Genomic DNA, 22,027 nt, shown 5'->3' with positions numbered 1-22,027 from the left:
TGCTGCACGCTAGATCACGCGGCGTGCCCCGCCGTCACGGGCCTGATCGACGTTCGTCCTGCGCCATCCGGCCGAGTTGCTCACGGACCGATTCCGCGAGCTGTGCCCAGCTCTGCTCGAACTTGCCGACCCCGTCGCGCTCCAACTGGTCGGCGAGCTGCGCCATGTCGACGCCGTGGTCCTCGGCGGTCCGCACCGTCCGGTCGGCGGCGTCGAACCGATCGGTGATCGTGTCCGTCGTGATCCGGCCATGATCGGCCACCGCCCGCAGAGTGGCCAGCGGCATTGTACTGACCGTCTCCGGTGCGACCAGTTCCTCGACATACAGGGTGTCCCGCAGGGCGGGGTCCTTCACTCCGGTCGACGCCCACAGTGGCCGCTGCGGCCGGGCGCCCTGCTCCTGCAGCTCGCGCCAGTCGGCACTGCGTAGCGTCTCGGTGAAGATCCGGTAGGCGCACCGGGCATTCGCGATCGCGACCTGGCCGCGGAACGCCTCGGTGTCCTGCCGGTCATCCGCGCCGAGGCGCGCGTCGATCGCGGCGTCCACCCGGCTGACGAAGAAGGAGGCGACCGAGGCGATCTGCGCCAGGTTCAGGTTGCGCTCCACGGCGGTGCGCAGTCCGGCGAGGTAGGCGTTGCTGACCTCCCGGTAGCGGCTGAGCGAGAAGATCAGCGTCACGTTGACGCTGATGCCCTCGCCGATGAGCTGCTCGATCGCCGGGATGCCCTCGGCCGTGGCCGGCACCTTGACGAAGAGGTTCTCCCGGTCGACGGTCTCCCACAGCCGGCGCGCCTGCGCGACGGTCGCCTGCGTGTCGTGTGCCAGGCCCGGGTCGACCTCGAGGGAGACCCGGCCGTTGCGGCGGTCGGTCGCGTCATACACCTGCCGTAGGCGGTCACACGCGGACCGCACGTCGTCGGTGGTGATGCGAAACACCGCCTCCGACGCCGAGACACCTTCGAAGGCAAGATGTTTCAGTTGTTCGTCGTACCGATCACCTCGCGCCAGAGCGGACGCGAAAATGGTCGGATTGGTGGTGATCCCGACCACCGAGTAATGCTCGATCAGGTCGTCCAGATCGCCGGCGAGCAGTTCGCGCGACAGATCGTCCAGCCACACGGCGACCCCGTTGGCCGAGAGGCGTTGCAACGCATCGGTCTTCGGGATCTCCATCACCGTGCGCCGCCCTGCGGCCCGAAGCGCTGCCACACCCGATGCTGCTGCAGGTCGTGCAGCACAGCCTCGGCCACCACCGCGGCCTCACCCACCTGCACTCCCGGTGCGCCGGCGGCCACACCCGCCGCCGGCAGCACGTCCAGGCCGCCGCCGACGGCGCCGATCGACTTGGAGTGCCGCCAGAACTCGCCCACCAGCTTCGCCACCCGCGGGTCGACGGTGCGGTCCGGCCCATCGTCATATCCGGCCTTGGCGTCCAGATTCGGCACCGCATCGGGTGCCGGGGCCGCGGACGTCAACAGCACGACCGCGTCGAACTCGATCGAGGCGGCCGTGAGGTAGGTACGCTGCGCGGGCACGCCCGCGACGTCGCCGCCGTGGGGCGCGACCGGGATGGCCAGCACGCCGGCGTCGAGCAGGGCTGCACGCACCTGCGCGACCTCCTCGCCGTCGCTGTCGTCATCCACGATCAGGGCCACCTGACGTCCCGCCACCGGCCACGCGTGCCCGACCTGGCTGAGCGCCGCACTGGTCTCGACGTCGGCGGCCGGCGCGACGGTCGGCTCGGGCACCGGGATGCCCAGCGCCGCCGCGACCCGCTCGGTCAGCTCGTCGTCGATGCTGGCCAGACAGGCGACCTCCCGCTCCTTGACCGCCTGCTCGTAGCACTTGCCCAGCTCGAACGAGTACGCCTGCGCGACGTGTTCCTGCTCCACCGGCGTCAGCGAGCGGTAGAACAGCGTCGCCTGGCTGTAGTGGTCGTCGAAGCCGGCCGGTTGCTCGCGCACCGTATGACTCTCAGCGACCTTCTCGGGCACGTCGATGTATGCCGCGGAGCTGTCGTCGGCCAGGAACGGGCAGCCGCCGTCCAGTGAGTTCGGGTGGTATGGCGCGGCGCCGCCCTGGTCGGCGTCCTGGTGGAAACCGTCCCGCAGCATGTCGTTCACCGGCGCATGCGTGCGGTTGATCGGGATCTGCTCGAAGTTCGGACCGCCCAGCCGGGTCAGCTGGGTGTCCAAGTAGGAGAACAGCCGGGCCTGCAGCAGCGGGTCGTTCGTGACGTCGATGCCGCGGACCAGATGCCCGGGGTGGAACGCCACCTGCTCGGTCTCGGCGAAGTAGTTCACCGGGTTGGCGTCCAAGGTCATCGTCCCGATGAGCTGCACGGGTGCCAGCTCCTCGGGCACCAGTTTGGTGGGATCCAGCAGGTCGATGCCCTCGAACATCTGGTCCTCGGTGTCCGGGAAGACCTGCACGCCGAGGTCCCAGCTGGGGAAGGCGCCCGCCTCGATGGCGTCCGCGAGGTCACGCCGGTGGAAGTCCGGGTCGTTGCCGGCGGCCAACTGGGCCTCCTCCCAGGTCAGCGAATGCACCCCGAGCGCCGGCTTCCAGTGCCACTTGACCAGGGAGGTCTCCCCCGCCTCGTTGATCAGCCGGAAGGTGTGCACGCCGAAGCCCTCCATCATCCGGTAGGACCGCGGGATGCCGCGGTCGGACATCTGCCACATGGTGTGCGCCTGCGCCTCGGTGTGCAGGGAGACGAAGTCCCAGAAGCCGTCGTGCGCGCTCTGCGCTTGCGGAATCTCGTTGCTGGGGTTGGGCTTCACCGCATGGACGACGTCCGGGAACTTGATGCCGTCCTGGATGAAGAAGACCGGGATGTTGTTGCCGACGAGGTCGAAGACGCCTTCCCCGGTGTAGAACTTGGTGGCGAAACCGCGGGTGTCGCGTGCGGTGTCCATCGATCCCCGCGAACCGACGACGTTGGAGAAACGCAGGAAGACCGGCGTCCGCGCACCCTCTCGCAGGAAGGCCGCGCAGGTCAGGCTTTCGGCGGCCCCGTTGGCCACGAAATGGCCGTGCGCAGCAGCACCCCGCGCGTGCACCACCCGCTCCGGGATGCGCTCGTGGTCGAAGTGCATGATCTTCTCGCGCAGATGGTGGTCCCGCAGCAGGATCGGGCCGCGCGGTCCGGCCTTGAGCGAGATGTCGGTCTCGCGCAGCCGCACGCCACCGGCCGTGGTCAGGTAGGCGCCCTGTTGTGCGGCGTAGGTGGGCTCGACGTCGAGCGGCAGTCCGGTCGGCGAGGTCGGCGCCGGCCCGTGCTGGTCCGGCTTCGGCGGCAGCGGCTCACGCGGAGTGGTCGGTTCGTCCACCGGCGCCGGTTCGGCTCCCGGCCGGCCCGGCGCCTCCACCCGCACCCGCTGTGCCCGGTGCTGGTCCTGCGAGTTGCTCACGACGTACTCCCTACCCGCGCCGCAGCGCGAACTTCTTGTCCCTCGAATCGTTTTGCGGTGCAACGGGTTCCGCAGTACCCCGCTCTGCGCCGTTCACACGTCGTCGCGCAGCGAGGTGGAGGTCACCGCGGTGCCCTCGGACTCGTCCGGCGGTCCGTCCTCCTCCTGACGCGCCGCTTCCTCCGGCGGGATGCCTTCGTCGATCTGCAGTCCGCGCTCGTTGTCCGGCACACGCAGATTGCGGATCTCGGACACCTGCCGCTCGCGGCCGGCATCGCCCGCCGCGTTCGGCCCGTCCGGTGCGGGCTCGTCGGTTTGCTCGTCCGGCGCACGTCCGGTTGTGTCGTTCATTCGTTGTTCCTCCTTGCTGCGCGGTCGCCGAGTGCGGTCAGCAGGCGCACACCCGATCCGACGCGGCGTCGCAGGACCGCCCCCGGTGCCAGGTCGCCGGTGCGCTGCTCATCGGACGAATCCGACGCGGGCAGGCACCGGGAGATCAGCCCGGTGAACCGGATCGTGAGTCCTGGTGCGATGCCGTGTGCCCGGCCGGCGCACCAGGCCAACGGTGTCAGTGAGATCCACGGCTTGCCGGCGAGCACGGCGTCGACGATGCGCCGTGCGGCACGGTCGGCGTCGATCGACAGCAGCGGCAACGACGCGCCCGCAGCGAACCATCGGTAGTCGTCGGCTCCGCGCTGCAGGAACCGCGCATGGGTGTGCGCGCCCGTCCGCATCAGACCGGGCACGACGGTGGTGCAGGTCACGCCGCTGCCGGCCAGGTCCGCGGACAGCCCCTCGGAGAAGCCTCGCGCGCCGAACTTGGCGGCGCCGTAGGGCACCAGGCGCGGCGCACTGACCACCCCGCCGAGTGAGGACACCACCCCTATCCGTCCGCGGCCGGCCGTCCGCATCGCGCCGAGGACGGCATCCGCCAGGTGGATCGGCCCGAGCAGCATCGTGCGGATCGCGTCCTCGTACATCGCCACCGTGGCCGTCTCGGCCGGCAGGACCTGGATGACACCGGCCACATGGATGGCGACCTCGACCCGTTCGGCGCCCACGCCGCAGATCCAGTCGCGCGTCTGCTGCTCGTCCCGGACGTCACAGACGGTGGTGTGCACCTGCAGTCCCTCGCCCGCGAGTTGGGTTCGCATCCGGTCGAGTTCGTCGCCTGAGCGGGCGCACGTGTGCACTTCGTAGCCGCGGTCGGCGAGTTCGCGACAGATCAGCAGGCCGAGTCCACGGGAGCCGCCCGCCACGACCGCACAGCCGCGGGTGCCCCCGGCCGGTCCGGACGCCGGCTCACTCATCGGCATCGATCAGCTTGCAGAACGTGCTGTCCTCCCCGTCCGCCTTCCGAGCCTGGTAGAGGAACGCGAGGCCCCGGCTGTCGAACGTCTCGAACCATTCGTCCCAGCCGACCTCGGTCAGCCCGTCCTCGGAGCCACCGGGGAAGTCGATGCGCAGCACTCCCCCGCCGCTCTTGTCCTGCGTGCTCGCCACCACGGCCGGGACACCGTCGTGGCTCTGCACCCATTGCTTGATCTCGTCATGGTCCGTGGTGGTGTGCTCGACCGATTCGCTTGCCATGGTGTCCTCCTCGTGCCGGCGCCGGTGGTCGGCGGATCGCCCGCGGCATACCCCTAACCGACACCGGCAAACGCGGTCCGGCACCCGGACGGCTGGCGGTTGTCTTGTCCGAGCGCGGGTATCAGCAACTCATGTCGCACGGTGAACATCGCCGATCGCGCCCGCCGGTCGTCGCCTGCGCCGTGATGCTGGCGTTGGCGGGTTGCGCCACGCCCTCGCCGACGATGTCGGACTACCAGACCAAGACCCGCACGACCGCACGCGCGGTCGCCGGCATCGTCGCCACGACGAGGACGGGCGCGCAGGCCTGGCACGACGGCAAGATGATGAAGGCGTACGCCGACACCATGGTGTCGCACGCCGAGGACGACGTCGGCTCCATCGTCAGCACCTACGACAGCAGACAGCCACCCACCGAGGCGGCCATCCAGCTCAAGGACAAGATCGACAAGCCGTTGCAAGCAGCATCCAGCTCCTTGACAGACCTACGAATTGCGTTGCGGCGCAACGATCGTCAGGGCGTCGCCCAGTCGATCAAGGATCTGGCCGCCCCGCTGAAGACGCTCAAGGGCATGGAGCAGGTGGGACTGTGAAGCGCGTCTTCGTCATCACTCTCGGGCTGGTCACCGCGATCGGCGGCTTCCTCGACATCGGCAACGTCGTCACCAGCGGCGTCACCGGTGCCCGCTTCGGGATGTCGCTGGCCTGGGCGATCGTCATCGGGACCTTCGGGATGACGGTGTATGCCGAGATGGCCGGCCGGGTGACCGCGGTGGCGGGACGTCCTGTCTTCCACATCGTGCGCGAGCGGCTCGGGGTGCGCTTCGGCTTGTTCAACCTGCTGGCCACCTGCGTGCTCAACCTGCTGACGCTGGCGGCGGAGATCGGCGGTGTCGGCCTCGCACTGGAACTGGTCAGCGACGTCAACTACCTGCTGTGGGTGCCGCTGATCGCCTTGGCGATGTGGGGCGTCATCTGGCGTATGCCGTTCAAGGCCATCGAGAACGTGTTCGGGGTCATCGGCCTGGCGCTGCTGGTCTTCGTGCTGGCCCTCTTCTGGCTCCCCACCGACTGGGGGACGCTGCTGCACGGCGCGACGCATCCGTCGGTGCCGGGCCAGGAGGCCTATTCGACCTACTTCTTCTACGCGGTCTCGTTGATCGGCGCCTGCCTGGTGCCCTACCAGATCATCTTCTTCTCCTCCGGTGGCATGGAGGAGGGCTGGACCCGCAAGTCGATGGTCGAGATGCGCGTGAACACGATCGTGGGATTCCCGCTCGGCGGGTTGCTCAGCATTGCGCTGATGGCGACGTCCGCGGTGGTGCTGCAGCCGCTCGGGTCGGGCGTGGGGCACCTGGACGAGGTGGGCCTGCCCGTCGCGTTGGCCTTCGGCAAGGTCGGCCTGGCGTTCGCGCTGGTGGGATTCTTCGCGGCGACCTTCGCCGCCGGTGCGGAAGCCACTCTCTCCACCGGATATTCGGTCGCACAATACTTCGGTTGGGCGTGGGGCAAATGGCTGCGGCCGTCCGCTGCCCCGCAGTTCCACATCATCTGCCTGCTGACGCTGATCGCCGGAGCGATGGTGGTGCTGACCACCATCGACCCGATCACCATCACCATCATGTCCGTCGTGCTGGGTGCTGCCGCCATCCCGCTGACATTCATGCCGGTGCTGATCATCGCCAACGACCGCGACTATCTGGGCGATCGGGTGAACGGGAAGCTGGCGAACACCCTGGGCGTCATCTTCCTGACCATCATCGGCGTGGTCTCCGTCGCCACGCTGCCGCTGCTGTTCTGGACACGAGGAGGTTCCTGATGCCCGAGTGGGAGTGGCAGGCAGCCGCATTGAGCCAACTGCTGGACGTGCAGATCTACTCCGCCGACGGCGACCCCGTCGGCAAGGTCGACGACGTGGAGTTCCGGGTCCCGAACGACGGCGGCCCACCCGTATTGGAGGCACTGCTGTGCGGCCCCTCGGCATTCGGGCCCCGGGTCGGCGGCGTCATCGGGCTGGCCATCTGGTCCATCGGCCGTCGCCTGTCCCCCACTGGCGGAAGCCCGGTCCGCATCCCGCTCAGCGAGGTGCAACGGATCAACCGCCGGGAGATCCGGCTGCGTGAGACCGCGCGTGGTCTCGGGATCCACCGGACCACCGACTGGGCACGCGACAACATCGTCAAGGCGATCCCCGGAGGCTCGCGATGAGAGCGGTCGACCTACTGGGTCTGGCAGCGGTCGACACCGCAGGCCGGTCCCTCGGCAAGGTGCACGACGTCCGGCTGGAAACCGGTGCACCTCCCACGCCGGACTCCGGCGAACCGGCCTTCGCCATCAGCGCGCTGCTGATCGGCAAGGCCGGCTACGCCCACCGCCTCGGCTACGGCCGCGGCCAGATGGCCGGGCCGTGGCCACTGACGTCCTTCTTCCGCCGTATGGCGAACCGTTCCGTCCTGGTGCCGTGGTCCGATGTCACAGAGGTCGGCACCCACCAGGTCACGGTCCGCATCGACCAACGGGAGCACAACGCCGCAGGGGAGGGAACATGACGCAGAACGGAGGCATCGACGTCCTGATCGCATGGTGCATCTTCGGCGTGCTCGTGGTGCTGCTGTGCTGGTTCGTCCTGCGCGGCCACGACGACGCGACGATGCGCGCCGACGAGTCGGACCAGCAGGACGGGGACGATCAGCCGCGTGACGACGACACCGATGCGGATCGGCCCGGCTACAGCAGCGCGCCGCGGTGAGGCGCATCGGTCACGCCTCGCGCAGGATCTCCAGCAATTGCCGTTCGACCCGGCGGCGGACCGCGCTGCTGTGCTGCAGGACCGGCCCACGGCAACGGCCGACGGTACGCCCGGTCGCCTCATAGGCGCTCACCAGACGCGGATCGACGTAGCTGTTGCGTGCCACGGCCACGGTGTCGCCGAGGGTGTCGGCAGCGGCGGCCACCGCATCGCGCACGTGCTGGCCCCGGTCTCCCCCACGCGCGGCCCCGGCCGCGAGCGATTCAGCGGCAGCAACGGTCGCCGCCCACGTCCGCAGGTCCTTCACCGAGAACTCGTCGCCGGCCAACGCGTGGAACCGCCCGATGACCAGGGCGCTGGTGAGGTGATGCCACCCCTGTTCGTCATGGAAGGACAGCAGGTAGTCCTTCCCGCCACGGTCCCGGGTGAGCCGCACGATCCGCGACGCCATCAGGGAGTCCGGCACCGTCACCTGGGCGAGCTCGCCGCCCTTCGCCGGGAATTCCAGCGTCACACCCGTGCCGGAACCCCGCACGTGCTGCACGAGCAGCGTGGCGGCGCCGTGGGATCCGTTCTCCTGCTCGTAGGCTTCCGAGCCGATCCGCAGTGAACCGGTGTCCAGCAGCAGCAGCGCCAGCGACTCGACAGCTTCCCGCGGTGGCGGACCGCCGGCCCATGCCCCGAGTTCCCGGCGCAGCTGCCGCCGCAGGCCGGGCAGTTGCTGCCCCAGGTGGACCACTCGCTCGAACTTCTCGGCGTCCCGGGCCGCACGCCAGTCGGGATGGTAGAGGTATTGCGTGCGACCGGCCGCATCCACGCCGGTCGCCAGCAGGTGCGCCTGCGGGTCCACGCAGATCCACACCTTGGTCCAGGCCGGCGGTATGGCCAGTTGCTCGATGCGCGCGCGTGTCTGCGCGTCGACCGTCCCACCCGCCGGGTCGCGGTAGGAGAAGCCGCGGCCGGCGCGACGGCGGCTGATGCCCGGTTCGCTGGTGTCGGCGCGCCGCAGCGACGTCTGGGTCACAGATCGCCGGCCGCGACCGCCGCCGTCCGCAACTGCCGGATCTGCTCGACGACGACCCGCTCCTCGTCGATGACCTGTTGGAGGTCCGGATTGACCGCCGCGCTGGGGTCGCCCGGTGCTGCAGCAGGGACGACGCGCGCGGCGTCCTCGAGCGCCGCCAGCCGTGCGATGAGAGTGCGAAGATCGTCAGCCATCAGATACCTCCGAAGACGAGCGGTGCGTGAAATGGGTTGTCGGGCGGGCGTTCTCGGCGCTCACCACACCGACTCGCGGTGTCGCCGCCGACTGGGTGTCGCCGCGCGGCGACGCGCTTCGAGCAGGCAGAGGGCACTGTCCAGCTCCGGTGCCATCACCGTGCGGTCACGCATGATCCACGGCACGTCGCGCACGAACATGCCGAGCCCGCGCAGCAGGGTCCGCCACGACGGCGTCGTGCGGGCGATGAACCACGTCCAGGAGACCGCACGCCGCCACGGGCGGTGCAGCCACGCCGTGGTCAGGGTGTTGCGCACTCCGTAGTGACGCAGGTGGGGCGCGTTGACCCCGCTCGGGTAGTGGCGCACCACGACCTGTGGGTCGTAACGCATCCGCCAACCGTGCCGCAGCAACGGGATGGCGACCGTCTCCTCCTCGCCGCCGATGAAGAAGCGCGGGTCGTAACCGCCCACGTCCAGGAACGCCTCGCGCCGCACGACCACGGCACCGGCCATGAAACCCATCAACACCGTGCCCGGAATGCCCGCGTCCTCCGGCAACGGACTGCCCTCCATCTCCCGCGAGATCGGGTCGAGCCGGGCTTCGTCGTTGACCAGGATCCGGGCGTTCACCACGGCCAGCGACGGGTGCCGGTCCAGCAGGCCGACCGAGCGTTCGAGGCCGGCGTGTTCGAACCAGCCGTCGTCGTCGCAGAAGGCGATGTATGGCGTGCCGGCGCGCTCCGCACCGACATTCCGGGCAGCCGCACCGCGGTTGCGTGCCAGGCGGACGACCTCGACGCCGCTGCGCTGCAGACGGTCGACGGTGTCGTCGGTGGACGCATTGTCGACCGCGATGATGGGCACACCGAGCGACAGGAGGCTGTCCAGCGTGCGGTCGATCCAGCTCGCACAATTGTGCGTGAGCAGCACGACCGTCAGCCGCTCGGCGAGAGCGGCAGCCGTCGCGCCCGGGCTCACGATGCTGCGCTGATGTCGTTCTCGGCTGCCATCGCCCGGCGCAGGCGGAGCAGGATGTCGGCGAGCAGCCGGGAGACCTGCATCTGGCTGACACCGATCCGCTGCCCGATCTGTCGCTGGGTCAGGTTGTCGACGAAGCGCAACCGGACGATCAGCCGCTCCCGCGCCTTGAGGCTGCGCAGCAACGGCCGCAGCGCCTCGAAGTCTTCGACCCGTGCCAGGTCGCTCGAGGTCTCGCCCAGCGTGTCGCACAGCGACATACCGCTGTCGTGGTCCACCGGCGCGTCCATGGAGCGGGCGACGTACTGACCGTCGACCGCCTGGGCGTGCTCGACGTCCTGCACCGCGATGCCGAGCCTCTCGGCCACCTCGGCGGCGCTGGGATCCCGACCGAGCTCCTGAGCCAGGCTCTCCACGCACGACCGGACGGCCAGGCTCTGCTCCTGCAACTGGCGCGGGGGGCGCACCGCCCATCCGTGATCACGGAAGTGCCGTTTCAGCTCACCGGTGATGGTCGGTACGGCGAACGCCAGGAAGCCCGAGCCGTGGCCGGGCTTGTAACGGCGCACCGCCTGCACCAGCCCGAGCAGGGCGACCTGCTCCAGATCCTGTCGTTCCAGGCCGCGGTGGTCGTAGCGGTGGGCGATGGAGGTCGCCAGTGCCACATGGTCGAGCACGACCTCGTGACGCAACCGGGCGGCGGTGGCGCGGTTGGAATGTTGTGCCTTGCGGAGCATGTCCTCGGCGCTCGAGGTGCGTTGCGAGGACCTGCTGATGACTGCTGAGTGCGGCATGGCTCTTGTCTTCCACGAGAAACCACGCCGACCACGCTTCTTGAGCCGGCACGTTGGTTTCACCCTGACACCCTCCGCGCAAGTCGGCAAGGGGCGACCGCGGTCCGGTCGGACAATTCCATTGTGCCACAACGTGATTCGGATCAAAAGAAAGTCCGTGGACGCTCGTTCAGGTCAACCGTCAGACCCCACCGCAGACCGACCCGCGCGCACTGCTACGACGTGCGGTAGGACATCGGCCCGGACGATTCGACGCCATACCGATGGGGTACCGGCTCGGCATGCGAGTGCTCGGGATCAATGCCCTGTTCCACGACCCGTCGGCGGCCCTGGTCGTCGACGGACGGATCGTGGCGGCCGCGGAGGAAGAACGCTTCAGTCGCCGCAAGCACGGCAAACGGCCGGTGCCGTTCGCCGCGTGGGAGCTGCCTGTCGAGGCGATGTCATGGTGCCTCGACCGCGCCGGACTGTCGGCGGCCGACCTCGACGCGGTGGCCTACTCCTACGACCCCGCCCTGGCCGCCCCGGCGGCGGAGCTGGGGCTCGACGACCCGTGGGACTGGCTGCGCCAGCGGTATGCCGAACACGCACCGAAGTTCATCGCCCACGAACTCCGCGACCTCGGCACCGGGGTGTTCCGGTATGTGCCCCACCACGTCGCGCACGCAGCGTCGGCCGGGCTGCTTCGGGCCGGCCAGGACGACGAACGGCACACGAGCGTGCTGGTGATCGACGGACGCGGCGAGAGCGCCTCGCACCTTGCCGGCGCCTATGACCATGGGAAGCTGAATGTCATTGCGGCGCAACAGCTTCCGGACTCGCTCGGCCTGGTCTACGAGTCACTCACCGAACATCTGGGCTTCCTGCGCTCCAGCGACGAATACAAGGTCATGGCACTCGCGTCGTACGGGCGTCCCCGTCACCTGCGCGAGCTGCGGGAGAGCATGCACGCCGACGGCGGCGGCGGATTCACCGCGCGGGTTCCCGACTGGACCCGCTGGGCACCGCGCCGTGCGCCGCACGAGGAGTGGTCCGCGCCGCACGCGGACCTGGCGGCCTCGGTGCAGGCCTGTCTGGAGGAGACGCTGCTGGATCTCGCCTCGTGGCTGCACGGCGAGACCGGGACCTCGCACCTGGCGATGGCGGGCGGCACCGCGCTGAACTGTGTCGCGAACTCCCGGCTGTGGCGCGACTCGCCCTTCGACGCGGTGTGGGTGCAGCCTGCGGCAGGAGACGCCGGCACAGCGCTGGGTGCGGCTCTCGCCGCGTCCGACGACATCGTGGCGACCGGCGGCGCCGACTTCACCACGGCCGCGCTGGGGCGCGACTGGTCCGACGCGGACCTGGCGGCCGAACTGCACCGAGCCGCCGTCCCGTACGAGACCCCCGACGATCTGCCGGGTGTCGTGGCCCAGGCGCTGGCGGACGATGGGATCATTGCGTGGTTCGAGGGTCGCAGCGAGTTCGGACCGCGCGCCCTGGGTCAGCGGTCATTGCTGGCACACCCCGGCAATCCGGACAACCTGCGCCGGCTCAATGACGTCAAGGGTCGGGAGCAGTTCCGGCCGGTCGCGCCCATGGTGCGCCGCGAGCGGGCCGGCGAGATCTTCTCCGGTGGCCCATTGCCCAGTCCCTACATGCTGTTCATCCATGACGTGAAAGACGAATGGCGAGAACGCATCCCGGCCGTCACGCACGTTGACGGAACAGCCCGGGCCCAAACCGTCGACCGGGAGACGAAGCCGCGGTTGGCGGACATGCTGGAGCGGTTCGACCAGCTCACCGGGCTGCCGGTCGTCATCAACACCAGCCTGAACACCGCGGGACGGCCGATGGTCGACACCCCGCGCGAGGCACTGGAGATCTTCGGTTCCGCACCGGTCGACCTGCTGGTGCTGGGTCCGCACGTCGTCCGCCGCCGTGACCTGTTCGGGAGCGACCGATGACGCAGCACGCGCAGAGCACGATCGACTACGCGGTCGTCGTGCCCACGATCGGCCGTCCGAGCCTGCAGGTGACTCTGGCCGGTCTCGCCGGACAGGCGCATCCCCCGTCCGAGGTGGTCATCGTCGACGACCGACCGGCCGGTGACCCTCCCCTGTCGGCCCCCGCCGCGCTCACCGCGCGCTGCCGCACCCGCGTGGTCGCCGGCCCGGCACGCGGACCCGCCGCGGCGCGCAACCTGGGCTGGCAGGTCACCAGGGCGCCCTGGGTGGTCTTCGTCGACGACGACGTCGAGGTGCCACCGGACTGGTCGCCGGGTCTGCTCGCCGACCTGGCCGACGCGCCGACCACGACCGGTGGTGTCCAGGCCGTGGTCCATGTGCCGCTGCCGCAGCACCGGCGGCCGACCGACTGGGAGCGCAACACCGCCGGCCTGGCCGTTGCTCGATGGATCACCGCCGAGATGGCGTTCCGGCGCGAGGCGCTGGTGGAGGTGTCCGGCTTCGACGAGCGCTTTCCGCGCGCCTACCGCGAGGACTCCGACCTGGCGCTGCGTCTGCAGCGGGCCGGATGGTCTCTGCGGCAAGGGGACCGGGTCATCGTGCATCCCGTGCGACCGGCCGGACCATGGATCAGCGTCCGGCTGCAGCGGGGCAACGCCGACGATGCCCTGATGCGCCGCTTGCACGGCCCGGCGTGGCGCCGCCCGGCGGCCGCGGGACCGGGCCGGATGCGTAGCCACCTGCTCACGGTGGGCTTCGGGTGCGTCGCGGTCGGCGGCGCGCTGTGCGGCCGTACCTCCTGGGGCAGGCGGGTCGCCGCTGCCGGAGCGGCCGGCTGGCTGACGGCGACCGTCGAGTTCGCCGTGCGCCGGATCGTGCCCGGGCCGCGGACGCCCACCGAGATCGGCCGGATGGCGGTCACCTCCGCACTCATCCCGTGGTCCGCGGTCGCCCATGCGGCCACCGGCCGTTGGCGCCACCGCCACGCGCAGCCCTGGCCGCTTCCGGTCCGGGCGGTGCTCTTCGACCGGGACGGCACACTGATCGAGAACGAGGAGCGCCCGGTCGACCCGGCGCGGGTGCGGCCGCTGGACGGTGCACCCGACGCGGTCGCCGCGCTGCGCACGCGGGGCATCGCGACCGGGGTGGTCACCAACCAGGGTGCGGTCGGCGAGGGACGCAGCACGGTGCACGACGTGGCGGCACGCAACGCCGCGGTGGAGCGTGCGATCGGCCCGTTCGACACCTGGCAGACCTGCCTGCACCGTGCATCCGACGGCTGCGGCTGCCGCAAACCGGCGCCGGGGATGATCCGGGCAGCGGCGCGTGCCCTCGGCATACCGGCCGGGCAATGCGTGGTCATCGGCGACACCGAGGGCGACATACTCGCCGCCCGCCGGGCGGGCGCGCGTGCGGTGCTGGTCCCCAACGCCGCCACCCGCGCCGGCGAGGTCGACGACGCCCCACAGGTCGCGCCCGACCTGACGGCGGCCGTGCGCTGGGTGCTGCAGGGGGCACAGTCATGACCCGGGTGCTCGCGGTGCGGATGGACGGCATCGGTGATGTGCTGCTGACCGGCCCGGCCATCCGCGCGATCGCCGCCGGTGCCGAGCAGGTCGACTACCTCAGCTCGACCGCTGGTGCGGCCGCCGCCGCGCTGTTGCCGGGTGTCACCGACACGCTCGCCTACGACGCGCCATGGGTCGGCGCGCCCTGCCACTCGACGTTCGCGGGTGAACTGGCCGTGCTGGTCGGACGGCTGCGGGAGAAGTACGACGAAGCAATCATCTTCACCTCGTTCCATCAGAGTCCGCTGCCGGCCGCCATGGTGTGCCGCCTCGCCGGCATCCCGCGCATCGCGGGCACCAGCGACGCCGGCCCGGGCAGCCTGCTGGACGTCCGGCACCGCCGGATGTGCGCCCCCGGCGGACCGGAGACCGACGACGACGGCGGCGACCGTGGCGGCCACGAGGTGCACGCCGCGCTGCGCCTCGCCGAGGCCGCCGGATACCCGCTGCCGGCCCACGACGACGCGCGGCTGCGCCTGACGCCCGGCCCGGTCGACGGGTCGGGTCTGCCCGAGCACTACGTCGTGGTCCACCCCGGCGCCTCGGTCCCCGCGCGACAGATCGGTCCGGCGCTCACGCGGGACGCGGTGCAGGCGCTGGTGGCCGGAGGCCGGCACGTGGTGCTGACCGGGGACGACCGTGACCGGGAGCTGATCAGCGGGCTGGCTGCGCAGACCGCCGCGGACGCCGTGACCGATCTCATCGGCCGCACCGACCTGCAACGGCTGCGGCAGGTGATCGCCGCGGCCGACGCGGTGGTGGCCGGCAACACCGGCGCGGCGCACCTGGCCGCCTCGGTCGGCACGCCGGTCGTGTCGGTGTTCGCCCCGGTGGTGCCGGCCGCCCGGTGGCGGCCGTGGGGGGTCCCGCACGTGCTGCTCGGTGACCAGGGCGCCGCCTGTGCCGCCTCCCGTGCGCGTGTCTGTCCGGTCCCCGGTCATCCGTGCATGCGGGGTGTGACCGGCGCCGGGGTGGTCGCCGCGGTCGACGAACTGACCGGGGCGACGGTCCGGGAGGTGTCATGCGCGTCCTGATGTGGCACGTGCACGGCTCCTGGACGACGTCCTTCGTCCAGGGTCGGCACGAGGTCGTCATACCCGTGGACGGGCAGCGCGGGCCGGACGGCCGCGGCCGGGCGCGGACCTGGGACTGGCCGGAGCGGGTGCGTGAGGTGCCGGTTCACGAGCTGGGCCGGACCGATGTCGACTGCGTGATCCTGCAGCGCCCGCACGAGGAGGAGCTCTGCCGGCAGTGGACCGGGCGGGTCCCCGGGGCCGACCTGCCAGCGCTCTACCTGGAGCACAACACTCCCGGCGGTCCTGCCGCCACGACCCGCCACCCGATGGCCGAGCAACACACCATCCCGGTCGTGCACGTCACCCACTTCAACCGGTTGATGTGGGACTGCGGCCGGGCGCCCACCACCGTGGTCGAGCACGGTGTCGTCGATCCCGGCTACCGCTACACCGGAGAACACGCCGGCCTCGCTTCGGTCGTCAACGAACCGGTGCGGCGTGGTCGCGTCGTCGGGACGGACCTCCTGCTGCAGCTGGCGCGCGGGCACCGGCCGCTGGATGTCTACGGCATGGGCATGCAGGATCTGGCCACCGAGGCGACGGCCCTGGGGCTCTCGGCGTGGACCGCACGACTGCACGACGACCTGCCGCAACACGACATGCTCGAGCGCCTCCCCCGCCACCGCGCCTACCTGCACGTATGCCGCTGGACCAGCCTCGGCCTCTCGCTCATCGAGGCGATGTTGCTGGGTATGCCGGTGCTCGCCGTCGACACGACCGAGGCGTCGGCGGCGGTGCCGGCGGACGCCGGACTGGTCTCCAGCGACCTCGACGCGCTGCTGCGACGGGCCGACCACTGGATCGACGATCCGGACAGCGCCCGCGAAGCCGGTCGCGCCGCACGCCGACACGCGCTCGGGAAGTTCGGGCTACCACGGTTTTTGGACGACTGGGATCGACTACTGGAAGGGGCAACATCATGAAGATCGCGATGATCTCGGAACATGCAAGCCCGCTGGCCACCCTCGGCGGGGTCGACGCCGGAGGGCAGAACGTCCACGTCGCGGCGCTGGCACAGCATCTCGCGGCACGCGGCCACGACGTCAGCGTCTACACCCGCCGCGACCGTCCCCTGGACGACCTGCCCGAACGGGTCGATCTCGCCGGCGTGACGGTCGTCCACGTCCCGGTCGGCCCGGCCCGCTACCTGCCCAAGGACGACCTGCTGCCGCTGATGCCGGCCTTCGCCGACTGGATGCAACGTGACTGGTCCCGGCACGGCCGGCCGGACATCATGCACGCCCACTTCTGGATGTCCGGGATCGCCGCCATGCGAGCCGCAGACGCCTCCGGCATACCGATGGCGCAGACCTTCCACGCCCTCGGCACCGTCAAACGGCGCCACCAGGGCGCGGACGACACCAGCCCGCCGTCCCGCATCGGCGACGAGACGCGCATCGGGCAGCGTGCCGACGCGATCATCGCGACCTGCTCGGACGAGGTGCGCGAACTCGAACGGGCCGGTGTCGACACGGCCCGGACCAGCGTGGTGCCGTGCGGTGTCGACACGGAGCTGTTCCGTCCGGGCGAGCACCAGGAGCGCACGGCCGACCTGGGCCCGCTGTTGCTGAGCGTCGCCCGGCTGGTGCCGCGCAAGGGCGTCGAGACCGTCATCCGGGCGTTGGCCCACCTCCCGACGGCGCGACTGCTGGTCATCGGTGGTCCTCCCGCGGCGCAGTTGGAGGACGACCCCGAAGTACGCCGACTGGTGCGGATCGCCGGTTCGCTCGGCGTGCTGGGCCGGGTGCGGTTCGCCGGCAGCGTGCCGCACGAGCAGATGCCCGCCGCCTACCACGCCGCGGACGTGGTCGTCGCCAGCCCGTGGTACGAGCCGTTCGGCATCACGCCCCTGGAGGCGGCGGCATGCGGCCGCCCCGTCGTCGGCACCGCGGTCGGCGGACTGCTCGACAGCGTCGTGGACGGCAGCACCGGTCTGCTTGTCCCGCCCCAGGATCCGGTCGCCCTGGCCGGCGCCGTCGCCCGCATCACCTCCTCGCCACGGCTGTTGCGGCTGTGCGGGGTCCGCGCCGCCGAGCGCGCGCACGACCGTTACGCCTGGTCCCGCGTCGCCGAGCAGACCGAGACCGTGTTCCGGGAGACGCTGGCACGAGCCGGCGCCCCGGTCGGGTCGGTGGCCCGGTGATGGCGCGCATCACGCCGGGACGTGACGTGGTCGTGGTGGGCGACGTCGTGCTGGACCGCGACCTGCAGGGCCATGCCGACCGCCTCTGCCCGGACGCCCCCGCACCGGTGGTGGACGTCGACCGGGTCCGCAGCGGGCCCGGTGGCGCCGGCCTCGCGGCGGTGCTCTGCGCCCGCCACGGCGCCCGGGTCACCCTGATCGCGCCGCTCGCGGACGACGCCGCCGGGGCGGAGCTGCGCAGGTTGCTCGCGCACGAGGGGGTGCGAGTCATCGCGCTGGAGCACACGGGACCCACCCGCTGCAAGACCCGTGTGCGCGCCGGCGGCTACTCGCTCACCCGGTTCGACGAGGGCGGACCCGGCACCCCGGGCGCACTGCCCGCCGAGGCCGCCGATCGGGTGCTGGGCGCCGATGCGGTGCTCGTGTCCGACTACGGCGCCGGTATGACGGCGCAGCCCGAACTACGGGCGGTGCTCCAGCGCCGCAGCAGCCGGGAACGGATCCTGGTCTGGGACCCGCATCCGCGCGGCGCGGCACCGGTCCGCGGCGCCACGCTGGTCACGCCCAATCTGGCCGAGGCGAGCGCCGCGCTCGCTGCGCAGACCTCTGAAGACGTCTCCACCTGGGACGGCGCCCACCTGGCCGCCGAACTCCTGCGGCGGTGGTCGGCGACCGCGATGTGCGTGACCTGCGGTGAGCAGGGTGCCTGGCTGGCCACATCCTCACCGGAGCCGTACTTCGCACCGGCACCGGACGCCGAGGCTGCCGATCCGTGCGGCGCCGGCGACTGCCTGTCCGCGACGATCACGCTGGCGCTCGCGTCCGGCGCCACCCCGCCGGAGGCCGTGCATCACGGTGTCCAGGAGGCCTCCCGGTGGGTGGCCCAGGGTGGCGCCACCGGTTTCCGGGACCGGACCGGGCCGCCGCCGGCCGCCGAAGTCGCAGACCGCCCGGGCCGCTGCCCGGTCGGCGGCACGCTGGTCGCCACCGGCGGCTGCTTCGATGTCCTGCACGCGGGGCACCTCGCCTCGCTGGAGGCTGCCAGGCGGCTCGGCGACTCACTCGTCGTGATGCTCAACTCCGACAATTCGGTCCGTCGCCGCAAGGGTCCGGGCCGGCCGGTGCAGTCCGTCGAGGACCGCGCCCGGCTACTGCGGGCGCTGTCGGTGGTCGACGACGTGGTCGTCTTCGAGGAGGACGATCCGCGTGAGGCGCTACGCCGACTGCGGCCCGACATCTGGGCCAAGGGCGGCGATTACGACGCCAACTCACTTCCCGAAGCAGAGGTCGTCCGTTCATGGGGCGGCCAGGTCGTGCTCCTTCCCTACCTCAACGGCCGCTCGACCACATCCCTGCTTCGCCGACACCAGGAGAGGAACCTGCATGACAACGTCAGCTGACACCCGATCGAACACCGCGACCCTGACCGGCACGGTGATCGTGACCGGCGGCGCGAGCGGACTCGGCGAGGCCGTCGCGCACGCCGTACTCCGCGCGGGGGGACGACCGGTCGTCCTCGACATCAACACACCGGAGGGCGAGTTCGATCATGTCGAGGTCGACCTGAGCGACACCCGCGCGACCGAGGCGGCCGTCGGCCGCGTCGTCGACGAGTACGGCGACGTGACGGGAGTCGTCACCGCGGCGGGCACCGATGTGTGCGGGGCGCTCGACACGGTCGAGGGCGCCGCATGGGACCGCGTCCTCACGGTCAACCTGCTGGGCACTGCGGCCGTGGTGCGAGCCGCGTTGCCGCAGCTGCGCACGGTGCACGGTCGAGTGGTGACCATCGGTTCCACCCTGGGTCTGCGGCCCGCCGGCGACGCCACGGCATACTGCGCCTCCAAGCACGGCGTCGTCGGCTTCACCCGCGCGCTGACGATGGAACTGGCTGGTGACGTCGGCGTCACCATGGTCGTGCCGGGCGGCATGCGCACCCACTTCTTCGACGGTCGGCCGGAGCAGTACCGGCCGGGGCCGGACGCGGACCTGATGGACCCCGCCGACGTGGCGGCCGCGGTGGTGACCGCATTGGCCCAGCCCGCCGGGGTCGAGTTGCGCGAGGTGATCGTCACCGCGTCGACCGAGCCGTCCTGGCCCTAGGACGAGCCCTGGGACGAGCCCTGGGACGAGCCCTGGGACGAGCCCGGATCGGCCGGCCGGTCAGGCCCTGGCCTGGCCGGCCGGCTCATCCGGCCAGCCAGGCCTTCGTGTCCTGCACCATGGTGGCGAAGGGGCCGTACGCGATCGGGCAGTCACCTTCCACCGCAGCCGCCACCGCATGCAGCGCCTGCCCGATGGTGAGCCGCTCGGTCGCGTCCAGGTCGCCGAACAACGGCAGCTCCGAGGTCTCCTCGCTGGTCGCGTGGTGTGTGACGGCCTCCTCCAGCAACCGGAACTGCATCTTGTGCTCATAGGACCCGTGGTCCAGCGACTGCAGTCGCTCGGCCAATTGCACCGCCTGCTCCTCCTCCGCCATCCGATCGTCGCCGACCCCGATCGCGCCACCACCGGCACGTGCCAGCGCGGGATGGACCGTCAACTGCTCGGCTGCCTCGTGCATCGCGAGCAGCCGCAACAGGTGCTGGGTGGCCGCCTCCTGTTGCTGCGCCGATCCGGACTTGGCTGCGTGGAAGGCGGAGCGGATCATGCCGTGCTGCGCGGTCACCTGCCCGGCGATCTCGCTGGCGGCAGGTACGTCGTCGATGTGATTCTGGTCCATCTTCGCGCCATACCCGATCCTGCCGGGGGCGACACCGCGGCGGCGACCGGTGGCACGCGTCAGACGCGGTCGATCGGGTATGGCGCCACGGTACGAACCGCCAACCCACGGAAGGTGACCCGCATGCCCAGCAACAAGAAGCCAGGACCCTCGGTCAAGGACGACGAGCTCTACGAGGAGTTGCGCGAGGAGGGCAACAGCAAGGAGAAGTCGGCCCGCATCGCGAACGCCGCGGCGAACTCCTCGCGGTCCGAGGTCGGCCGCAAGGGCGGCGAACACGGGTCGTACGAGGACTGGACCGTCGACGACCTGCACCAGCGTGCCGCCGAGATCGGCATCGAGGGCCGCTCCTCGATGACCAAGGACGAACTCATCGATGCCCTCCGCGAGCACTGAGCAGCTGCGCTACCACGTGATTCCCGTTGGATCCGTGTGCTTTCCAGCACGGCCAAGCACCGGATCTGAACCCGCCGCGAACGCGCCGGGCCGTGCTGCGCCTCGCGCCGCGTCCTACCTGCTGCGTCGCCGCAGCCGGTGCGTGTCGAGCGAGGTCACGGCGTGCGTGCCGGTGGGCGGCGGGGCGCCGCCGTCGACCGCGAAGGCGGACACGTCGTGGAGCCGGTAGCCGTGCCCGGGCGACGACGTGTGCGGTGCCGTCATCCGCCCGAACTGCACGATCGGTGCACCGTCGAGCATCTGCTCCTCCACGGTGACGTGGTCGCTGAACCACTCGGCGTGCCGCACGGCCGGGTCGGCCATCGCCAGCGGCAGGTGCAACGCCGGCGCACCGTGCGCGGACACCGGCACGTGCGCCGCGTGCGTGTATGCCGCGCACCGGCGCCACCCGGTGAAGCCGCCGCATCGGGTCACGTCCAACTGCAGACAGTCCACCACCTCGCTCATCGACCGGGCGTCGGCCAGTTCGGCGACATACTCGCCGGCGGCGACGTCGCAGTTGAGGGCGTCCCGCAACTGCGCCAGGCCCTGGGTGTCCTCCGCGGACACCGGCTCCTCGAACCAGGTGACCCCGAGCATGTCCAGGTCCTGACCGACGCGCATCGCCTGGCTGCGCGAATAGGCGCCGTCCGCGTCGACCATCACCTGGACGTCCGCACCCGGACGGGCCTGCGTGCCGGTCCGGGCGTGGTCCTGGACCGCGTTGACCACCCGGGCGACCCGGTCGAGGTCGCGGGCGACGTCGTGCCCGCGGTTCTCGCCGATCTTCAGCTTGACCGCCGAACATCCGGCGATGAGCCAGTCCTGGACCTGGCGGTCGAGGTCGCGGGTGCTCATCGAGGTGAAACCACCTGAGCCGTACACGGGTACGGCCTCGCGATGCACACCCCACAGCTCCGCCAGCGGCACGCGCAGACCCTTGCCGCGCAGGTCCCACAGCGCGACGTCCATGGCGCTGATCGCCGCCATGACCACACCGCGCGTGCCGAGGTTGCGGCAGGCGCCGTGCATGCGCTCCCACAGGCGCGATGGGCTCGCCGGGTCCTCCCCGAGCACCTGACGCGCCAGCACCGACCGGATGATCTCGACCGCCGCCGGCGACGTGTAGGACCACCCCAGTCCCACGTGCCCACCGGCCCGGATTTCCACCGTCACCACGTCGACGTGATCCCACGTCAACGTGCCGTCGCTCTGCGCCGCGGCCGTCGGGAACGACAGCGCACGAGCTTCCACTTGGTCGACGACAACGACGGGCGACATGCTGCGCGCATACCCCTGCAGGCAGGTGGCCATGCGTTCACCGCCGCCCGGTTTCCGGCCGGTGACCGCCGGGTAGGTGGCTTCACCTGGAGTCGCTGAGAGGAGCACGC

24 protein-coding genes are annotated in these 22,027 nt (G+C 71.0%); 13 read left to right on the top strand and 11 right to left on the bottom strand.

Translation table 11 applies throughout. The features are described from left to right. Nucleotides 1-34 precede the first annotated feature (34 nt). The 5 genes from tal to ACYVBN_RS06335 form a co-directional block, all read right to left on the bottom strand. Complete coding sequence (tal, locus tag ACYVBN_RS06355) at nt 35-1,210, bottom strand: transaldolase (RefSeq protein WP_460599763.1); 1,176 nt, start codon at nt 1,208-1,210, stop codon at nt 35-37. Then, the gene (locus ACYVBN_RS06350; protein WP_460599762.1) at nt 1,174-3,414 is read right to left on the bottom strand and encodes a catalase; all 2,241 of its coding nucleotides are present in this window, start codon (nt 3,412-3,414) and stop codon (nt 1,174-1,176) included. The genes tal and ACYVBN_RS06350 overlap by 37 nt, the downstream gene beginning before the upstream one ends. A 93-nt stretch (nt 3,415-3,507) precedes the next feature. Beyond that, entirely contained in the window at nt 3,508-3,765 is a 258-nt protein-coding gene (locus tag ACYVBN_RS06345) for a hypothetical protein (protein ID WP_460599761.1), read from the bottom strand. Continuing rightward, nucleotides 3,762-4,724, bottom strand: a complete 963-nt coding sequence (locus ACYVBN_RS06340) for an SDR family NAD(P)-dependent oxidoreductase (RefSeq protein ID WP_460599760.1) — start codon at nt 4,722-4,724, stop codon at nt 3,762-3,764. The genes ACYVBN_RS06345 and ACYVBN_RS06340 overlap by 4 nt, the downstream gene beginning before the upstream one ends. Then, nucleotides 4,717-5,004, bottom strand: coding sequence for a hypothetical protein (locus ACYVBN_RS06335; protein WP_460599759.1), 288 nt, complete (start codon nt 5,002-5,004; stop codon nt 4,717-4,719). Before ACYVBN_RS06335 ends, ACYVBN_RS06340 begins: the two co-directional genes overlap by 8 nt. Before the next feature lie 131 nt (nt 5,005-5,135). Here ACYVBN_RS06335 and ACYVBN_RS06330 point away from each other — a divergent pair, with 131 nt between their 5' ends. From ACYVBN_RS06330 to ACYVBN_RS06310, 5 genes are read left to right on the top strand one after another with little or no spacing between them, the layout of a single operon-like run. Next, a complete protein-coding gene (locus tag ACYVBN_RS06330; protein ID WP_460599758.1) occupies nt 5,136-5,597 on the top strand; it encodes a hypothetical protein in 462 nt (153 codons plus the stop codon). Continuing rightward, nucleotides 5,594-6,823 carry an NRAMP family divalent metal transporter gene (locus tag ACYVBN_RS06325; RefSeq protein ID WP_460599757.1) on the top strand — a complete coding sequence of 410 codons (1,230 nt, stop codon included), beginning with the start codon at nt 5,594-5,596 and terminating at the stop codon, nt 6,821-6,823. The genes ACYVBN_RS06330 and ACYVBN_RS06325 overlap by 4 nt, the downstream gene beginning before the upstream one ends. Then, nucleotides 6,823-7,212, top strand: a complete 390-nt coding sequence (locus ACYVBN_RS06320; protein ID WP_460599756.1) for a hypothetical protein — start codon at nt 6,823-6,825, stop codon at nt 7,210-7,212. The genes ACYVBN_RS06325 and ACYVBN_RS06320 overlap by 1 nt, the downstream gene beginning before the upstream one ends. Then, nucleotides 7,209-7,553 (top strand): PRC-barrel domain-containing protein, encoded by a 345-nt coding sequence (locus ACYVBN_RS06315; RefSeq protein ID WP_460599755.1) that lies wholly within the window; start codon nt 7,209-7,211, stop codon nt 7,551-7,553. The genes ACYVBN_RS06320 and ACYVBN_RS06315 overlap by 4 nt, the downstream gene beginning before the upstream one ends. Beyond that, entirely contained in the window at nt 7,550-7,753 is a 204-nt protein-coding gene (locus ACYVBN_RS06310; protein WP_440283718.1) for a hypothetical protein, read from the top strand. The genes ACYVBN_RS06315 and ACYVBN_RS06310 overlap by 4 nt, the downstream gene beginning before the upstream one ends. Before the next feature lie 10 nt (nt 7,754-7,763). On the opposite strand, the gene ACYVBN_RS06305 is transcribed toward ACYVBN_RS06310, so the two are convergent. The 4 genes from ACYVBN_RS06305 to ACYVBN_RS06290 are packed head-to-tail and all read right to left on the bottom strand — an operon-like array spanning nt 7,764 to nt 10,746. Continuing rightward, a complete protein-coding gene (locus tag ACYVBN_RS06305; RefSeq protein ID WP_460599754.1) occupies nt 7,764-8,777 on the bottom strand; it encodes a DNA topoisomerase IB in 1,014 nt (337 codons plus the stop codon). Beyond that, nucleotides 8,774-8,971, bottom strand: a complete 198-nt coding sequence (locus ACYVBN_RS06300) for a hypothetical protein (protein ID WP_460599753.1) — start codon at nt 8,969-8,971, stop codon at nt 8,774-8,776. The genes ACYVBN_RS06305 and ACYVBN_RS06300 overlap by 4 nt, the downstream gene beginning before the upstream one ends. A 60-nt stretch (nt 8,972-9,031) precedes the next feature. Then, on the bottom strand, nt 9,032-9,952 hold the full coding sequence (locus ACYVBN_RS06295; RefSeq protein WP_460599752.1) for a glycosyltransferase family 2 protein: 921 nt from the start codon (nt 9,950-9,952) through the stop codon (nt 9,032-9,034). After that, nucleotides 9,949-10,746: a sigma-70 family RNA polymerase sigma factor gene (locus tag ACYVBN_RS06290; RefSeq protein WP_460599751.1), complete on the bottom strand. Its 798-nt coding sequence runs from the start codon at nt 10,744-10,746 to the stop codon at nt 9,949-9,951. Before ACYVBN_RS06290 ends, ACYVBN_RS06295 begins: the two co-directional genes overlap by 4 nt. Nucleotides 10,747-11,027: 281 nt before the next feature. On the opposite strand from ACYVBN_RS06290, the gene ACYVBN_RS06285 reads away from it, so the two are divergent. From ACYVBN_RS06285 to ACYVBN_RS06255, 7 genes are read left to right on the top strand one after another with little or no spacing between them, the layout of a single operon-like run. Continuing rightward, entirely contained in the window at nt 11,028-12,692 is a 1,665-nt protein-coding gene (locus ACYVBN_RS06285) for a carbamoyltransferase family protein (RefSeq protein WP_460599750.1), read from the top strand. Then, complete coding sequence (locus ACYVBN_RS06280; protein ID WP_460599749.1) at nt 12,689-14,218, top strand: HAD-IIIA family hydrolase; 1,530 nt, start codon at nt 12,689-12,691, stop codon at nt 14,216-14,218. Before ACYVBN_RS06285 ends, ACYVBN_RS06280 begins: the two co-directional genes overlap by 4 nt. Then, entirely contained in the window at nt 14,215-15,294 is a 1,080-nt protein-coding gene (locus ACYVBN_RS06275) for a glycosyltransferase family 9 protein (RefSeq protein WP_460599748.1), read from the top strand. The genes ACYVBN_RS06280 and ACYVBN_RS06275 overlap by 4 nt, the downstream gene beginning before the upstream one ends. Continuing rightward, nucleotides 15,282-16,259, top strand: coding sequence for a glycosyltransferase (locus ACYVBN_RS06270; RefSeq protein WP_460599747.1), 978 nt, complete (start codon nt 15,282-15,284; stop codon nt 16,257-16,259). The genes ACYVBN_RS06275 and ACYVBN_RS06270 overlap by 13 nt, the downstream gene beginning before the upstream one ends. Further along, nucleotides 16,256-17,479 carry a glycosyltransferase family protein gene (locus tag ACYVBN_RS06265; RefSeq protein WP_460599746.1) on the top strand — a complete coding sequence of 408 codons (1,224 nt, stop codon included), beginning with the start codon at nt 16,256-16,258 and terminating at the stop codon, nt 17,477-17,479. The genes ACYVBN_RS06270 and ACYVBN_RS06265 overlap by 4 nt, the downstream gene beginning before the upstream one ends. Continuing rightward, nucleotides 17,479-18,879, top strand: coding sequence for a bifunctional HldE family protein (locus ACYVBN_RS06260; protein ID WP_460599745.1), 1,401 nt, complete (start codon nt 17,479-17,481; stop codon nt 18,877-18,879). The genes ACYVBN_RS06265 and ACYVBN_RS06260 overlap by 1 nt, the downstream gene beginning before the upstream one ends. Beyond that, a complete protein-coding gene (locus tag ACYVBN_RS06255) occupies nt 18,863-19,582 on the top strand; it encodes an SDR family oxidoreductase (protein WP_460599744.1) in 720 nt (239 codons plus the stop codon). The genes ACYVBN_RS06260 and ACYVBN_RS06255 overlap by 17 nt, the downstream gene beginning before the upstream one ends. A gap of 85 nt (nt 19,583-19,667) precedes the next feature. Here the strand turns inward: ACYVBN_RS06255 and ACYVBN_RS06250 are convergent, their stop codons facing one another. Further along, nucleotides 19,668-20,201 carry a hemerythrin domain-containing protein gene (locus ACYVBN_RS06250; protein WP_460599743.1) on the bottom strand — a complete coding sequence of 178 codons (534 nt, stop codon included), beginning with the start codon at nt 20,199-20,201 and terminating at the stop codon, nt 19,668-19,670. A gap of 123 nt (nt 20,202-20,324) precedes the next feature. Here ACYVBN_RS06250 and ACYVBN_RS06245 point away from each other — a divergent pair, with 123 nt between their 5' ends. Next, nucleotides 20,325-20,597: a DUF7218 family protein gene (locus tag ACYVBN_RS06245; protein WP_440283078.1), complete on the top strand. Its 273-nt coding sequence runs from the start codon at nt 20,325-20,327 to the stop codon at nt 20,595-20,597. Nucleotides 20,598-20,711: 114 nt separating this feature from the next. On the opposite strand, the gene ACYVBN_RS06240 is transcribed toward ACYVBN_RS06245, so the two are convergent. Beyond that, nucleotides 20,712-22,025 carry an enolase-like domain-containing protein gene (locus ACYVBN_RS06240; protein WP_460599742.1) on the bottom strand — a complete coding sequence of 438 codons (1,314 nt, stop codon included), beginning with the start codon at nt 22,023-22,025 and terminating at the stop codon, nt 20,712-20,714. Nucleotides 22,026-22,027: the final 2 nt, after the last annotated feature.

The organism is Flexivirga lutea (assembly GCF_054778955.1).
The sequence above is the reverse complement of the archived record's forward strand: the minus strand, read 5'-3'. Positions and strand labels throughout refer to the sequence as shown.